This window comes from uncultured Flavonifractor sp. (assembly GCF_944387675.1).
Taxonomy (GTDB): domain Bacteria; phylum Bacillota; class Clostridia; order Oscillospirales; family Oscillospiraceae; genus Flavonifractor.
Window position 1 is genome coordinate 1 of the sequence record NZ_CALXFV010000049.1, and the last position, 15,770, is coordinate 15,770.

The 15,770-nt window shown below is 64.8% G+C and carries 14 protein-coding genes; 9 read left to right on the plus strand and 5 right to left on the minus strand.

Annotation, left to right across the window (positions count from 1 at the left end; genetic code table 11):
- The 5 genes from Q0J74_RS06245 to Q0J74_RS06265 form a co-directional block, all read right to left on the minus strand.
- A partial coding sequence (locus Q0J74_RS06245) for a class I tRNA ligase family protein (RefSeq protein WP_297212253.1) occupies positions 1 to 392 on the minus strand: 392 nt, incomplete at its 3' end.
- The gene (locus Q0J74_RS06250; RefSeq protein ID WP_297212255.1) at positions 385 to 1,203 is read right to left on the minus strand and encodes a hypothetical protein; all 819 of its coding nucleotides are present in this window, start codon (positions 1,201 to 1,203) and stop codon (positions 385 to 387) included. The genes Q0J74_RS06245 and Q0J74_RS06250, both read right to left, overlap by 8 nt.
- 91 nt (positions 1,204 to 1,294) lie before the next feature.
- Positions 1,295 to 2,890 carry an ABC-F family ATP-binding cassette domain-containing protein gene (locus Q0J74_RS06255; RefSeq protein WP_297212258.1) on the minus strand — a complete coding sequence of 532 codons (1,596 nt, stop codon included), beginning with the start codon at positions 2,888 to 2,890 and terminating at the stop codon, positions 1,295 to 1,297.
- Positions 2,891 to 3,104: 214 nt separating this feature from the next.
- Entirely contained in the window at positions 3,105 to 4,109 is a 1,005-nt protein-coding gene (locus Q0J74_RS06260; protein ID WP_297212261.1) for an ATP-binding protein, read from the minus strand.
- A gap of 3 nt (positions 4,110 to 4,112) precedes the next feature.
- Complete coding sequence (locus Q0J74_RS06265; protein WP_297212264.1) at positions 4,113 to 5,087, minus strand: DnaD domain protein; 975 nt, start codon at positions 5,085 to 5,087, stop codon at positions 4,113 to 4,115.
- Between the two features lie 170 nt (positions 5,088 to 5,257).
- On the opposite strand from Q0J74_RS06265, the gene Q0J74_RS06270 reads away from it, so the two are divergent.
- From Q0J74_RS06270 to Q0J74_RS06310, 9 genes are read left to right on the plus strand one after another with little or no spacing between them, the layout of a single operon-like run.
- Positions 5,258 to 5,575 carry a cell division protein ZapA gene (locus tag Q0J74_RS06270; protein WP_297212267.1) on the plus strand — a complete coding sequence of 106 codons (318 nt, stop codon included), beginning with the start codon at positions 5,258 to 5,260 and terminating at the stop codon, positions 5,573 to 5,575.
- 36 nt (positions 5,576 to 5,611) lie between these two features.
- Positions 5,612 to 7,690, plus strand: a complete 2,079-nt coding sequence (locus Q0J74_RS06275) for a U32 family peptidase (RefSeq protein ID WP_297212270.1) — start codon at positions 5,612 to 5,614, stop codon at positions 7,688 to 7,690.
- A gap of 6 nt (positions 7,691 to 7,696) precedes the next feature.
- Positions 7,697 to 8,146 carry a dUTP diphosphatase gene (dut, locus tag Q0J74_RS06280; protein WP_297212273.1) on the plus strand — a complete coding sequence of 150 codons (450 nt, stop codon included), beginning with the start codon at positions 7,697 to 7,699 and terminating at the stop codon, positions 8,144 to 8,146.
- A 23-nt stretch (positions 8,147 to 8,169) separates the two neighbouring features.
- Positions 8,170 to 8,763 (plus strand): Maf family protein, encoded by a 594-nt coding sequence (locus Q0J74_RS06285; RefSeq protein WP_297212276.1) that lies wholly within the window; start codon positions 8,170 to 8,172, stop codon positions 8,761 to 8,763.
- 12 nt (positions 8,764 to 8,775) lie between these two features.
- Entirely contained in the window at positions 8,776 to 9,621 is an 846-nt protein-coding gene (gene mreC, locus Q0J74_RS06290; RefSeq protein ID WP_297212279.1) for a rod shape-determining protein MreC, read from the plus strand.
- A 21-nt stretch (positions 9,622 to 9,642) separates the two neighbouring features.
- Positions 9,643 to 10,155 (plus strand): rod shape-determining protein MreD, encoded by a 513-nt coding sequence (locus tag Q0J74_RS06295; RefSeq protein WP_297212282.1) that lies wholly within the window; start codon positions 9,643 to 9,645, stop codon positions 10,153 to 10,155.
- Between the two features lie 21 nt (positions 10,156 to 10,176).
- A complete protein-coding gene (locus Q0J74_RS06300; RefSeq protein WP_297212285.1) occupies positions 10,177 to 11,637 on the plus strand; it encodes a DUF6056 family protein in 1,461 nt (486 codons plus the stop codon).
- A gap of 18 nt (positions 11,638 to 11,655) precedes the next feature.
- Positions 11,656 to 13,836 carry a penicillin-binding transpeptidase domain-containing protein gene (locus Q0J74_RS06305; RefSeq protein WP_297212289.1) on the plus strand — a complete coding sequence of 727 codons (2,181 nt, stop codon included), beginning with the start codon at positions 11,656 to 11,658 and terminating at the stop codon, positions 13,834 to 13,836.
- 14 nt (positions 13,837 to 13,850) lie between these two features.
- Positions 13,851 to 15,689 carry a glycoside hydrolase family 13 protein gene (locus Q0J74_RS06310; RefSeq protein WP_297212292.1) on the plus strand — a complete coding sequence of 613 codons (1,839 nt, stop codon included), beginning with the start codon at positions 13,851 to 13,853 and terminating at the stop codon, positions 15,687 to 15,689.
- Positions 15,690 to 15,770: the final 81 nt, after the last annotated feature.

Below are 15,770 nucleotides of genomic sequence, written 5' to 3' on the forward strand. Positions count from 1 at the left end.
TACTTGCCCACATACTTGCCCTTGTAGATGTCCCCCTTCTCATACATGGCCTTGAAGATCTTCTGGATGGCGGAGACGTGGTATTCGTCGGTGGTGCGGATGAACCGGTCGTTGGAGATATTCATCAGCTTCCACAGATCCTTGACGCCCTGGGGTCCCTCCACAATGCGGTCCACAAACTCCTTGGGGGAGACGCCGGCCTCCTTGGCCTTGTCCTCAATCTTCTGGCCGTGCTCGTCGGTGCCGGTGAGGAACATCACGTCATAGCCGGTGAGCCGCTTGTACCGGGCCATGGCGTCGGTGGCCACGGTGCAGTAGGTGTGGCCGATGTGGAGCTTGTCCGAGGGGTAGTAAATGGGGGTGGTGATATAAAATTTCTTGTTCTCAGGCATCGGAAGATCCCTCCGTATCATGTTCGCCCTGGCCGGTCTGCTCCGGCCGGGCGGCGTTGCGCAGCAGTGTGACGGTGTTGGTGAGCAGGTAGAGGATGGAGAAGGCGTACAGCAGCAGGTCTGGCAGCTGATGTCCGTCGGCCAGGGTGACCAGGGAAAAGTACACCCCCAGCAGGGAAAACAGACTGGCTGGGAGGACCCGCCCCCGCTCAAAGGAGAAGCTGGCCGCGCTGTACAGCCCCAGCAGGCTGGTAATGATGGCAAACAGCTCATACACGTAGTCCAGCCGCACCGGGTCCCCCGCCCGCACCTGATAGGCGGCGATAAGCCACACGCAGTAGGCGTAGGCGGGCATCAGCAGCTTGAAGCTGTACTTGCCGCTGCCCAGGCCCCGGAAATTGTCCCGCACCGTCAGGATGACGCACACCCCGGCGACCAGGGCCAGGGCGGCGGTGATAAGCCGGGTATACACCACCTGGCCCCCCGTCAGGGGCTGGGCGGCCATCAGCGCCCCCGCCGCCAGCAGCAGAAAGCCGGAGAGAGTCCCCGCCCCGGCGTAGGCGGTGCAGCCCTCCGCCTGGAAGGCCTGCCGGTAGCCGGCAAGGCTGTGTCCCCGGCCCGCCAGGCACAGCAGGGCCAGCAGCGCCGCCATGGCTGCCGACAGGACGATAAGCGCCAGGTTGGAGGGCGCCCCCGGAATGGGCAGGCCGGTGTCCGGCTCAAACCCGGTGGCCAGCTCCCACCGCCGCAGGGCAAAGCCCGCGGCGCCCCCCGCCACGGCCACGGCCGGGATCAGTAGTTCTTTTCGCATGGTCAGCATCCTTTCCGGATGGGAATCATCAATCTCACATTATAGCACAGAGTTTTCCCTGTGGCACGGATTTTTTGGAAAAAGCCGGGCATCAGGCGTCCTTCTGGCTCTCCAGATACTCGTCATAGGTCATTTTCCGGTCGATGAGCCTACCGTCCTCGGTGAAATCGAACACCCGGTTGCACACCGTCTGGATGAGCTGGTGGTCATGGCAGGCCACCAGCACGTTGCACTTCACCGCCTCCAGACCGTTGTTCAGGGCGGCGATGGACTCCAGGTCCAGGTGGTTGGTGGGCTGGTCCAGCAGCAGCACGTTGGCCCCGGACAGCATCATCCGGGAGAGCATGCACCGCACCTTCTCGCCGCCGGAGAGTACCTTCACCGGCTTGTACACCTCGTCCCCGGAGAAGAGCATCCGGCCCAGAAAGCCCCGGAGATAGGCCTCGTGGGGGTCGGGGGAGAACTGGCGCAGCCATTCCACCAGGTTGTCGTCACAGTCCTGGAAGAAGGCGGTGTTGTCCTTGGGGAAGTAGGAGAAGGTGGCGGTCTGCCCCCACTTCACGCTGCCCTCGTCGGGTTCCCACTCCCCGGTGAGGATCTTGAACAGGGCGGTCTGGGCGTTCTCGTTGTCCCCCACGAAGGCGATTTTGTCCCCGTGACCCACGATGAAGCTCACCTTGTCCAGCACCTTCACCCCGTCGATGGTTTTGGATACGTCGGTGACGAAAAGGATGTCCTTGCCCACCTCCCGGTCGGGAGAGAAGGCCACCCAGGGATAGCGGCGGGAGGAGGCGGGGATCTCCTCCAGGGTGATCTTCTCCAGCAGCTTGCGCCGGGCGGTGGCCTGCTTGCTCTTGGACTTGTTGGCGGAGAAGCGGGAGATGAACTCCTTCAGCTCCTGGGCCTTCTCCTCGTTCTTCTTGTTCTGGTTCTTCATCAGGTTCTGCATGAGCTGGGAGGCGTCGTACCAGAAGTCGTAGTTGCCCACGTAGAGCTTGATCTTGTTGTAGTCGATGTCCACGATGTGGGTGCAGATGGTGTTGAGGAAGTGGCGGTCGTGGCTGACCACGATGACGGTGCCCTCAAAGTCCAGCAGGAAGTCCTCCAGCCAGTTCACCGCGTTGATGTCCAGGTTGTTGGTGGGCTCGTCCATCATCAGGATGTCCGGGCTGCCGAACAGGGCCTGGGCCAGCAGCACCTTCACCTTCAGCCGGGGGTCCAGGGTCTCCATGGAGGACTGGTGGAACTCGGTCCCCACCCCCAGCCCCTGGAGGATGCGGGAAGCGTCGCTCTCCGCCTCCCAGCCCCCCAGCTCGGCAAATTCCTCCTCCAGCTCGCAGGCCCGGATGCCGTCGGCCTCGGTCATCTCCTCCTTCTCATAGAGGGCGTCCTTCTCCTTGCCAATGTCGTAAAGACGCTGGTTGCCCATGATGACGGTGTCCATCACATTGTAGGCGTTGTAGGCGTTCTGGTCCTGCTTGAGCACCGACATGCGGGTGTTGGGCAGGATGCTCACCTCGCCGGAGGTGGCCTCCAGCTGGCCGGAGAGGATTTTCAGGAAGGTGGACTTGCCAGCGCCGTTGGCGCCGATGATGCCGTAGCAGTTGCCCTTGGTGAACTGCAGATCCACGTGGGAGAAAAGAGGCTGGCCGCTGTAGGCCAGGCCCAAGTCGGAAACTGTGATCATGTGGAACTCCTTATAACAGACAAAAGTGAAAGAATCAGCCCAAACAGTATATCATAAATTTACCGGAAAGCAAGACAAAAGGCCGCGGCCGCCCTCAGGCGGCCGCGGGCAGCTTGGCAAAAAACTTCCCTGCGGGAAAGCCGCGCAGAGTTCCGCCGCCCGCAGGCGACGAAATCAAAATCCGCCATGTTCGGGGACATGCGCCTCGAAGCGGTTACAGCTGACCCTTCCGCAGCAGGCGAATGTCCTCCCCGTAGAAGGGGAGCACCCGGTATTCCCCCTCCAGCCGGGAGGCGATCTGGGGGGTATACCGCTGGCGGACCTGGTCCATGGACAGGTTGGAGGAGATGACCGTCCGCTTGTCCGCCGTCAGCCGGGCGTTGATGAGGGTATAGAGGGCGGACTGGACAAAGGGGGTGGTGAGTTCGCTGCCCAAATCGTCCAGAATCAGCAAATCGCAGCCCAGGTAACGGCGGGTCTCGTCCTTGGCCTCCCCCGCCTCCTGCCGGTCCCGGGCAAACTTCTGCTCCTCAAACCGGGTAAAGATATTCACCGCCGTGTCGTACACCACGGAAAACCCCTGCTCCGACACGGCCCGGGCCACGCAGGCGGAGAGGAAGGTCTTGCCCAGCCCCGGCGCCCCGGTGAGAAACAGGTTGCGGAAATAGAACTTGCCGAATTTCTGGGCGTAATTGAGGCACACCTCGTAGATAAATTCCATGTTCTCCCGGGGAGAGACCGGCTCGCCCGGCCAGGGCAGGGGGGAGTAGCAGTCCAGGGAGAAGGAGTCAAAGGACTGCTCTCCCAGATCCAGCAGCTTGGACAGCTCCCGAATCTGCTCCTGGGCGCACAGCGCCCGCAGGCAGGTACACATCCGGCTGCCCACCCAGCCGGTGTCGTTGCATTTGGGGCAGGCGGGGCGGAGCTCCAGTGCGTCGGGTGCGTAGCCGTGTTCGGCCAGCAGCCTGGCCCGCTCCGCCTGGAGGTCCAGGTTGCGGTCCTTGATGACTCCGATGGCGGGAACCGGGTCCCGCCCCTGCTTCAAAGAGGCGGAGATAATCTGGTAGATGGTCCCCTTCAGCTCCCGGTCGATCTCCGCCACCCGGGGCAGCTTGGCGTAAATCTCCCGCTGGGCCTGCTCCTGCCTGGCGGCCCGGTCCAGGCGCTGCTCCTCCAGCCGCTTGGCGGCCCGGCGGAGGACGGCGGGTTCATATCCCATGGCTTACGTTCCCCCCTGCTCATTCTGCTTGCGCATAAATGCCCGCATCCGCTCCACATCCTCCCGCACCCGGCGGTCGGCCTCGCCGGGGGGATTGGGCTGGCTCTGCATGGCGGGGGGCGTCCCCTTCCGACGGGGGGTGTCCGCCGCCTCAATCTCCGCCACGGTGTGGAGATTGGCCCGGTGCCACCGGGCCAGGATACCGTTCATATAGTCCCAGTCCATCTTCTGCTTTTTGTATATCGTCTTCTCATAGGCCAGCCGGAGGGCGGCGTCCTCAAAGCCCATGTCGGTCCAGGCGGCCACCTTCTTCCGCTCCCCCTCCACCAGGGGCCGGGGAGGAATGTCCAGCAGGCGGAGCACCTCCACCTCCCGGGCGCGGTAGTGCGCCTGCCGCTTCAAATGGGTCTCGGCAGCGGGGACGGTGTCCACTCCCAGCCGCTTCCACACAAAGCCCTCCTTTTGCACCTGGGACATGCGGGGCTTCCGGCCGGCGCCGTACTTCCGCTCAAACTCCTCCACGCACCAGCTCACCAGCAGGCAGATCACCTCCGCCGGCAGGGCCAGATAGTCGTAGAGGGTGTACAGAATTTTCAGCTCGGCGGTGGACAAAATCTTGCCCAGCCGCCGCTGCACCTCATTTACCAGGGCGGGGAAGGGGGAATCCCCCTGCTCCAGCTCCCGGGTGATGTCGGCAGCGGTATATTCCGGCGGCCCCTCGGGAGGGGCGGGGGGCGGGGCCTCCTCCTTCACGCTGCCGTCGGACAGGCCCAGGGACTTGAGGGCGGCCAGGGCCTGATTCAGCCGCACCTCGTCCCACTTCAAGGCCGCCCGGGCGGCGGAGGGGATCAGCTCTCCCCCCCGGTCCAGCAGCCACAGGTAGAGCAGGGCGGCGTCCCCGCTGCCGGCGGCCACCAGCCGCCCCGCCGCCCGCCGGTCCATGGCCAGAATTTCCCCGGGCAGCAGCAGCTCCCCCATGCCTGTCCCCTCCTTCCCTGCGGTTTTTCCCTATGATACCACAACCTCCGCCGGCAGTTCAATCCCCGGGGATGGGCGGGCGGAAAATTCACGAAGAATTTATTTCTCATCTTCCTTTATCTGTGATATAATAGCCTAAATCGCTATGACTATGGTCAGGAGGGGTACCCATGAAAAACCGCGTCACCGTCACCATCGCCGGCCAGGAATACACCCTGGTGGGCAGCGAGGAGCCCAGCTACACCGAGAAGGTAGCCGCCCATGTGGACGCCAAGGTGCGGGAGATCCTGGACGGGTCCAGGGTATCCCTGGTGGACGGGGCGGTACTGGCGGCGGTCAACATTGCCGACGAGTATTTTAAAGAGGTGGAGACGGCGGAGAACCTGCGCCGGCAGCTGAAGGAGTATCTGGAGGAGGCCACCAAGATGAAGCTGGAGCTGTCCGAGGCCAAGCGGGAGATCTTCAAGCTGCAAAACCGGAAGCAATAAAAAAGGGGGCGCCCGCCCCCTTTTGGGAGGGATACCATGCTGGAACTGCTGGCTCCCGCCGGGTCCATGGAGGCCGTGGCGGCGGCCGTACAGAACGGTGCCGACGCCGTGTATCTGGGATACGGGGACTTCAACGCCCGCCGCAACGCGAAGAATTTCTCTGAGGAGGAGTTTGCGGCGGCGGTTTCTTATTGCCATGTGCGGGGGGCCAAGGTCTATCTGACCCTGAATACCCTGCTCACCGACCGGGAGCTGCCCCGAGCGGCGGAGTTTGCCGCCCGGGCCAGCGACCTGGGGGCGGACGCGGTGCTGGTGCAGGACATGGGGGTGGTGCGGATGCTGCGGCAGGCCGCCCCCGACCTGCCGCTCCACGCCTCCACCCAGATGACCATCCACAATCTGGACGGGGTGCGCATGGCCGCCGACCTGGGGATGAGCCGGGTGGTGCTCTCCCGGGAGCTCTCCCGGGATCAGATAGAGCATATCTGCCAGCACGCCCCCATTGAGATTGAGGTGTTTGCCCACGGCGCCCTGTGCATGTGCTACTCGGGGCAGTGCTTTCTCTCCTCCCTCATCGGGGGGCGTTCAGGCAACCGGGGGCTGTGCGCCCAGCCCTGCCGGCTGAAGTACGGCTGGATGGACAAGGCCGACTCCTACCCCCTGTCCCTGAAGGACCTGTCCCTGGCGGGCTACCTGCGCCAGCTGCGGAAGATGGGCGTGGCCTGTGTCAAGCTGGAGGGGCGGATGAAGCGGCCGGAGTATGTGGCGGTGGTCACCGGCATCTATGCCCGGGCCATCCGGGAGGACCGGGAACCCACGGCGGCGGAACTGGAGCAGCTGCGGGCGGCCTTCTCCCGGCAGGGCTTTACCCAGGGATATTACCTGGACCAGAAGGGTCCCCACATGTTCGGCGTGCGGGAGGAAGAGAAGGAGCCCAAGGAGCTTTTCGCCGCCGCCCGGAACACCTACCAGAGCGGGGAGGCCCAGCGGGTCCCCGTCACCTTCTACGCCATGCTCCGCCCCAATGAGCCCGCCCGGGTGGGGGTGGAGGACCCCCAGGGCCGGGTGGCGACGGTGGAGGGGCCGGTGCCGGAGGCTGCCCGCACCCGGCCCCTGACGCCGGATACGGTGGAGACCCAGCTCTCCCGCACCGGCGGCACCCCCTACCGCTGTGCCAGGGTGCGCGCTCTGGTGGAGGAGGGGCTGTCTCTCCCTCTGGCCACCCTCAACGCCCTGCGGCGGGAGGCACTGGACGGGCTGACCAGGCAGCGGGAGCAGCCGCCCCGGCGGCGGCGGGGGGAATTCCGCCCCGGCGCCCGGTACGAAAACCGGAAGGAGTCCCCCGCCCTCACCATTTCGGTGCGCACGGCGGAGCAGGTGACAAAGGAGCTGCTGGAGCTGGGACCCGCCCTGGTGTACCTCCCTCTGGAGGAGCTGGCCGCCCACCCGGAGAAGGCCCAGGCTCCGGCGGGGACGGGGATCGGGGTGATCCTGCCCCGGGTGGCCTGGGACCGGGAGATGGACCAGGTGGAAGAGCAGCTGCGGCGGGTGAAGGACCTGGGGGTGAAGGACGCCCTCGTCGGGAACCTGGGCCTGCTCCCTGTGGCTCGGGCGCTGGGCTTCACCCTCCGGGGGGATTTTGGGCTGGAGGTCTATAATTCCCAGGCGGTGAAAGAATATAAGCGGCTGGGCCTGGCCTCCCTCACCCTGTCCTTTGAGCTGAAACTGGCCCAGATTCGGGACATCTCCAAGAGCCTGGACACCGAGCTGATTACTTACGGCCGGCTGCCCCTGATGCTCATGGAGAACTGCATCATCAAAAACCGCGCCGGCCAGTGCGCCTGCCAGAACACCAACATCCTCACCGACCGGAAGGGCGCCCGGTTCCCGGTGGTGAAGGCCCCCGGCTGCCGCAACGAGCTTTTGAATTCCCAAAAGCTCTTTCTGGCGGACAAGGCCGCCGACTACAGGCACATCGGCCTGTGGGCGCAGCGGCTGCTGTTTACCACCGAAAACCCCCGGGAGTGCGTCCAGGTGACCCAGCGGTACCTGGGTCAGGGAAGCTGGAGTCCCAACGAGTACACCAGGGGCCTGTATTATCGCGATGTGGAGTAACCATTTATGAAGCTGAAGCTGAAAGCGGTGTCCCCCAAGGTGGGGACGGACATTCCTTTCCCCAGCCGGGCCACGGAGGGTTCCGCCGGCCTGGATTTGCGGGCCTGCCTGGACGAGGCGGTGACCATCTCCCCCCGGCAGCTGGTGCGCATTCCCACCGGCGTTGCCGTCGCCCTGCCGGGGCCGGAGTATGTGGCCCTGGTGTTCGCCCGCTCTGGGCTGGGGATCAAGCACGGCATTGCCCTGTCCAACGGGGTGGGGGTCATCGATAGCGACTACCGGGGGGAGATTCAGGTGGGACTGACCAACCTTTCCCACACCCCCTATACCATCCAGCCCGGGGACCGGATCGCCCAGCTGGTGCTCACCCCGGTGGTGACGCCGGAGGTGGAGATCACGGCAGAGCTGGAGGAGACCAGCCGGGGCGCCGGGGGCTTCGGCTCCACCGGGCGCTAGACGGCAAAGAAAGGAACAACGGCATGGAGATTATTTTGGCCTCTCAGAGCCCCCGGCGGCGGGAGCTGCTGGAGCGGATGGGAGTGCGGGACTTCCGGGTGGTCACCCCCGACATTGAGGAGCATATGGACCGGAGCCTCCCCCCCGAGGAGCTGGTGCGCCGTATCTCTCTGGAAAAGGCCCTGGCGGTGCAGGCGCAGGAGGGGGATTGCCCCATCATCCTTGCCGCCGACACGGTGGTGGCCCTGGACGGGGCGGTGCTGGGCAAGCCGGCGGACGAGCTGGAGGCGTTCAAGATGCTCTCCACCCTCTCCGGCTGCCGCCATCAGGTGTATACCGGCCTGACGGTGCTCCGGGGAGAGGAGCGGTACACGGTGAGCGAGGAGACCACCGTCACCTTCCGGGAGCTGAGCGGGGAGGAAATCGACCGGTATATTGCCACCGGGGAGCCCATGGACAAGGCGGGAGCCTACGGCATCCAGGGCTACGGCGCCCTGCTGGTGGAGGGCATCCAGGGGGACTACTACAATGTGATGGGCCTGCCGGTGTGCCGGCTGGGCCAGCTGCTGCGGACGCTGGGGGTGGATTGCCTCTCTCTGGCCGCCGGGCGGGAATAAGGGGACGGAAGCGTGAAAGATTTTTTCCGGCGCAACGGGCTGCTGATCCTCATCGCGGCCATTCTGCTGGCCCTGGTGACGGCGGTGGTGTCCGCCCTGCTGGGGGGTGTGGCCGACCCCTTTTCCAACCTGGCCAATGTGCTGACCACTCCGGTGCGGGGTGCCATCAACGCGGTGGTGAACTGGACGGAGGAGCGCTACTCCGACGCCTTTGAGCAGGAGCAGCTCAAGCAGGAGAACGAGGAGCTGAAAAAGCGCCTGGCCGAGCTGGAGGAGAAGGAGCGGGAATACGAGGCCGCCCTCCAGGAGAACGAGCGGCTGCGCAACGTGATCGACCTGCGGCCAAAGGAGCGCAGCTTTGATGAGCTGGAGTCGGCTATGGTCACCGCCCGCTCCGCCTCCAACTGGGCCTCCACCCTCACCCTGAGCAAGGGTTCCGCCCAGGGAGTGGAGGCGGACGACTGCGTGGTGGACGGTTACTGGAACCTGGTGGGCATAGTGGCCGAGGTGGGGGAGAACTGGTGTACGGTGCGCACCCTCATCGACTCGGACACCGAACTGGGCGGCCAGATCTCCCGCACCGGGGGCGCCGCCATTCTGGAGGGAGATTTTGCCCTCATGGGGGAGGGGAAGCTGAAGCTCACCTTCCTGCCGGAAAACAGCCAGCTCATGTCCGGCGACCTGGTGACCACCTCCGGCCGGGGAGGCGTCTACCCCTCCGGACTGGTGGCCGGCCATGTGGAGGAGGTGCGCACCGACGCCTCCGGCATCAGCCAGTACGCCGTTATCGTACCGGAGACCGACCTGGACAATCTCAAGCAGGTCTTCATCATCAAGGACTTCACCATCGTGGAGTGAGCCAAGGAGGAAGTCTGTTCCGTGACCACTCAGGACTTTTTCATCAAATGGGGGGTATACGCCCTGGCGCTGCTGCCGGTGTGGTTCTGCGAGTGTTTTCTCCTCAACCGGCTTCCCCTGCTGCCGGTGACCCCCATGCTTCTCCCCCTGGCCGCCGTGTCCGTGGCGGTGCTGGAGGGGGCGGTGGCAGGCGCCGGCTTCGGCCTGGGAGTGGGTATGCTGTGCGACGCGGTGTATTTCGGCACCAACGGCGCCATGACCATCGGCATCTGCGTGGCGGGTATGGTGGCCGGCGCCCTGGCCCAGTACCTGCTGCGGCAGAACCTGCTGGGCTGCCTGCTGTGCTCCCTGCTGGCCCTGGCCGCCATTGACGCGGTGCGTATTCTGGCCCGGCTGCTTCGGGGAAGCGGGGAGCCGGGGGCCATGCTCAGCCTGGCCGGGCGGGAGATTCTGGTCTCCCTGCTCTTCGTGTTTCCGGTGTACGCCCTGTTTTTATGGGTATACCGCCGGGTCCCCAAGAAAACCGTTTTGTAAAGGAAGAAAAGAGAGACCTCCATGGAAGCTATCCGCGCATTCTGGCAAAAATACGGACCCTGGCTGCTGCTGGCCCTGCTGGCGGCCACCCTGGTCCCACTCCTGATCCTGGGCCGGTACGACTGGCCCACCTCCGACGACTACTGCTACGCTTATCTGCCCCACGAGGCCCTGCTCCAGGGGGGCAGCTTCTGGGGAGAGGTGTGGCACACTATGTGGGGGTATTACCAGAGCTGGCAGGGTACCTTCACCGCCCTGGCCCTGATGGCCCTGACCCCGCTGACCATTTCCGAGTACCTCTACTGGCTCACCCCGGTGGTGATGCTGGCCGGCCTGTGCCTGGGTACCTTCAAGCTCACCGACACCCTGGTGCGCCGGGGTCTGGGCGGCACCTGGCGGCAGACGGTGTTTGTGGCGGTACCCATCCTGCTGCTGTCCATCCACTTTGTCCCAGCCCCCAAGGACAGCTTCTACTGGTGGAACGGGGCGGTGTACTATACCTTTACCTACGGCGTCATGCTGCTGCTGGTGGAGCGTTTTGCCGCCCTGAAGCTGGCCCAAACCCGGCGGCAGGTGCTGTGGGCGGTGTTCCCCGGCCTGTTGGCCGGTATTTTGGTGGGGGGGAGCAACTACGTCTCCGCCCTGCTGGCCACCCTCATCGGGGGGCTGTTCCTGCTGTGGTTTCTGTGGCGGGAGCGGGGGAAGTTCCTCCCCAGCCTGGTGCTCTTCCTCTCCCTGACCGTCCCCTTTGCCGCCAGCATCCTGGCCCCGGGCAATCAGGTGCGCCAGGCCACCGGCGGCACCCAGCCCATCGGGGCGATGGAGGCGGTGAACCTGTCCATTCTCCAGGCCTGGGAGGACTGTCTGGCCTGGCCCAACTGGGTGAGCCTGCTGGTCTTTCTGCTGCTCATTCCGGTGGCGTGGGAGCTGACCAGAACGGTGAAGTTTTCCTTTCCGCTGCCCCCTGCCTTTTCCCTGTTCACCTTCCTGCTCTTCGCCGCCCAGAACGCCCCCCACTTTTATGCCCTGGACAAGGCTGGGCCGGACCGGCTGCGGAATATCGTGTATCTGTCCTTTTACTGGCTGGTACTGCTCAATCTGTGGTACTGGCTGGGCTGGCTTCGCCGGGCGGTGCTGCCCCGGCTCCGGGCGCGGGAAAAGCTGCTCGGCCTGGTCCGCGGCCTGGTCCCGCCGGCGCTGCTGGTGCTGATGGTGGTGGGCCTGGTCCGGTGCCACGGCTCCATGACCTGTGTCCGGGCGGCCGCCGAGCTGGCCGACGGCTCCGCCGCCGCCTACTATCAGGAGCAGGCGGCCCGGATGGAGATTCTGCTGGATGAGACGGTCACCGACCCGGTGTTCGACCCCATCCGCACCCGCCCCCTTCTGCTGTACAGCTCCGACATCACCACCGAGGCGGCGGACTGGCGCAACAACCTGATGGCTATGTTTTATCATAAGGACAGCGTGACCCTGTCCCAGTGACCCCCGAGGAGGGAACCCATGGAAGGAAAGCAATTTCACGTCCGCACCCTGGTGGTGGCCGGGCTTCTGGCCCTGCTGCTGCTGGTGTTTGCCGGTACGCTCTATCAGCTGCAGATTGTGAAGGGGGAGGAGTACCGCTCCGCCTCCACGGTGAAGATCGCCAATGTGGAGACGGTGGAGGCCGCCCGGGGAGAGGTGGTGGACCGGTACGGCCGCAGTCTGGTGGGCAACCGGGCCACCTATGAGATTACCCTGAACACCTCCATCATGGGGGCGGAGGCCCAGCGCAACGCCATTCTGCTGGAACTGATCCACATCTGCCAGGACAACGGCCTGGTCTGGACGGATACCCTGCCCATCTCCGCCGACGCCCCCTTCACCTACACCAGCGACACGCCCCTGGTGTATACCGACAGCGAGGGGAAGCTGCAATTCAACTACCTGGGCGTCCTGCTGGATGCTCTGCCCCTGGGGAGCAAAATTTTGCCCAACCGGTGGACCCGGGCGGACCTGGACGCCGCCCCCTCCCGGGAGGCGCTGGGGGAGGGCCTGACGGCGGAGGAGATCATCGCCGGCCTGCGGCAGTATTTCCTCCTTGACGAGTCGCTGTCCGACGCCGACGCCCGGGCGCTGATCGGGGTGCTCTACGAGGTAAACCTCCGCAGCAAGAATGTCCGCCAGACCGAGTATATCTTTGCCCAGGACGTGAGCATTGACGTCATCTCCGCCATCAAGGAGCGGAGCCTCACCGGCGTGACGGTGAGTGCCACCACCGTTCGCCAGTACAACACCACCAGCGCCGCCCACCTGCTGGGCCGGGTGGCCGCCATCCAGAGAGAGAACTGGGATCAGTACAAGGACAAGGGCTACAATATGAACGACACGGTGGGCATCGGCGGCGTGGAGGCCGCCTTTGAGGACTACCTGCGGGGGGAGTCCGGCACCCTGCTCCAGGAGCTGTCCACCAGCGGAAAGGTGGTCAGCGAGAGCTGGAAGGTGGACGTCCAGACCGGCGAAAGCCTGGAGCCCAAACCGGGAGACAATGTGATGCTCACGCTGGATCTGCGCCTCCAGGAGAAGGTGGAGGAAGTGCTGGCCGACACCATTGAGACCATTGACTCCGAGGACACCCAGGGGGGCGCGGTGGTGGTGCAGAGCGTCAACGACGGAGGCATTCTGGCCATGGCCTCCTATCCCACCTTTGACCTGTCCACCGTATACAGCAGCACCGAAAACTACCAGCAGGTGGCCGAAGACCCGCTGAAACCCTTCAACAACCGGGCCACCAACGGCACCTATCCCCCCGGCTCCACCTTCAAGCCGCTGGTGGCCATCGCAGCCCTGGAGGAGGGGGTGGTGACGGCCACGGAGAAGATCCGGGACACCGGCTACCTCCTGCTGCCGGAGGAGGATCACTACCCCTATGGCGACTGGCACCCTCAGTGCTGGTACTACCGCCAGTACGGGCGCACCCACGGCCTGGAAAATTTGGCCGACGCCCTGCGGGACTCCTGCAACATCTATTTCTTTACCATCGGCCACCGGCTGGGCATCGAGCGGGTGGAGCAGTACGCCTATGCCTTCGGCCTGGGCCAGACCACCGGCCTGGAGCTGGGGGAGGAGAAGGGCTGGGTGGCCGGGCCGGAGACCAGCGAGGCCCTGGGTATGGAGTGGTACGGCGGCAACCTGCTCAACGCCGTCATCGGCCAGGATAACAACATGGTCACCCCCATTCAGCTCACTAACTACATCTCCACCCTGGTGAACGGGGGCAACCACTACGCCACCCACCTGCTCAAAACCGTGAAATCCAGCGACTACTCCTCCACCGTCTACGAGTATGAGCCCCGGCTGCTGGGGACCCTGGACCTGGACCCGGAGAATGTGGAGACGGTGAAGCTGGGCATGTGGGAGGTGGCCAACGACCCGGAGAGCAGCTCCTCCGCCTACTTCAAGGACCTGCCGGTGGAGGTGGGAGCCAAGACCGGCTCGGCCCAGGTGGCCTCCAACGTGGAGGCCAACGCCCTGTTTGTCTGCTTTGCCCCCTATGACGACCCCCAGATTGCCATCGCCATGGTGGTGGAGCGGGGCGCCTCGGGCAGCAAGCTGGCCCAGGCCACCGCAGAGATCGTCGATTACTATTTCAGCGCGGAGAATACCATGGAATCGGTGGGAACCGAGAATACCCTGCTCCGCTGAAGGGAGTTTTCCATTTGCTGGACGCACAGACATTTAACAGCCGGGATGTCCGGTACAAGCAGCCCTACGGCGCCGTACCCGCCGGCACCCGGGTCAATCTGGCCCTGCGGCCCTTGCGCACCGGAGGCTTTTCCGAGGGGCTGCTCATCGCCTACTTTGAAAGCCGCAATGAAGAGCGGCTGGAGCTGCCCATGGAGTGGAAGGGTATGGAGGGGGATCGGGACGTCTTCGGCGTGGTTCTCCCCACCGGGGACTATGTGGGCCTGGTGTGGTATTCCTTCCGCCTGGTGGGCCTGGACGGCCGCCAGGAGGAGCTGGGTCCCTACCAGCTCACCGTTTACGACGGCACCGACCGGGTGCCGGGCTGGTTCGGAGAGGGAATGACCTACCAGATCTTTCCCGACCGCTTCCGCCGTTCCCGCATCCCGGACCCCGCCGGCATGGTGGGGGGCCGCACCGTACACCGGGACTGGGGGGACGCCCCGGAGTACCGTCCCGACGCCAAGGGGGAGGTGCGCAACCGGGACTTCTTCGGCGGGGATTTCCGGGGCGTGCTGGAGAAGCTGCCCTACCTCCAGGACCTGGGGGTGGAGACCATCTACTTCTGCCCGGTGTTCGAGGGGCCGGAGAACCACCGCTACGGCACCGGGGACTACGAGAAGATTGACCCCATGCTGGGCAGCGAGGAGGATTTCAAGCTCCTGTGCCAGTCGGCCCACCGGCTGGGGATGAAGGTGATGCTGGACGGGGTGTTCAACCACCAGGGGTTTGTCAGCCGCTACTTCAACGGGGACGGCTCCTACCCGGAGGCGGGGGCCTGCCAGTCCCAGGACAGCCCCTACTACAAGTGGTACAATTTTTCCCACTGGCCGGACAAGTACGACTCCTGGTGGGGCATTTACTCCCTGCCCGCCGTCAACGAGTCCGAACCCAGCTACCGGGCATACATCTTCGGCGGGGCGAACAGCATCGTCCGCCGCTGGCTGCGGGCGGGAGCGGATGCCTGGCGGCTGGATGTGGCCGACGAGCTGCCCGATGACTTCGTCCACGGTATCCATCAGGCGGTGCGGGAGACCGATCCCAACGCCATGGTCATCGGTGAGGTGTGGGAGGACGGCTCCACCAAAATCGCCTACGGCGTCCGCCGCAAGCATATTTTGGGCGGCCACTGTGACGGCTTGATGAACTACCCCTTCCGCAACGCCCTGCTGGCCTACCTGATGGGAGGGGAGGCGGAGGGATTCCGGACCGCCATGGAGACCATCCGGGAGAACTATCCCCCCTTTGCCTGGCGCTCGGCCATGAATTTCCTGGGTACCCACGACACCCCCCGGATTCTCACCCTGCTGGGCTGCGGCTCCGACGGACAGGACCACGACAAGGACTGGCGGGCCTCCTACCGCATGACCGAAAGCCAGTACCTGCTGGGCCGTACCAAGCTGATGCTGGGGGCGCTGGTGCTCTTCGCCTTTCCCGGCTCCCCCACGGTGTACTACGGGGACGAGGTGGGGATGGAGGGGTTTGAAGATCCCTTCAACCGCCGCACTTACCCCTGGGGAAGCGAGGACCAGGCCCTGCTGGAGTGGTACACCGCCCTAGGGAAGGCCCGGCGGGAGCTGCCCGCCCTTCGCCGGGGGAACCTGCTCTGGGGCCAGGCCCAGGGCCGGCTGCTCACCTTCTTCCGCCAGGGGGAGGGGGAGCCGGTGCTGGCTGCCGTCAACGCCGGCCGGAAGGCGGCGGCGGTGGAGGTTCCCTGGCCCGCCCGGGACTGGATGACCGGAAAAACAATCGCCCCCGGACGGCGGCTGCTGCCCCCCCTCACAGGCTGGCTGCTGGTTCCCCGGCAGAGCTGAATTGGAGTGAATTGTCAAACTAAGTGCAACAGGAATTGAGTTCGAAGTCCCATAATTCCTGAGCAGAATGGAAGTTCAAAA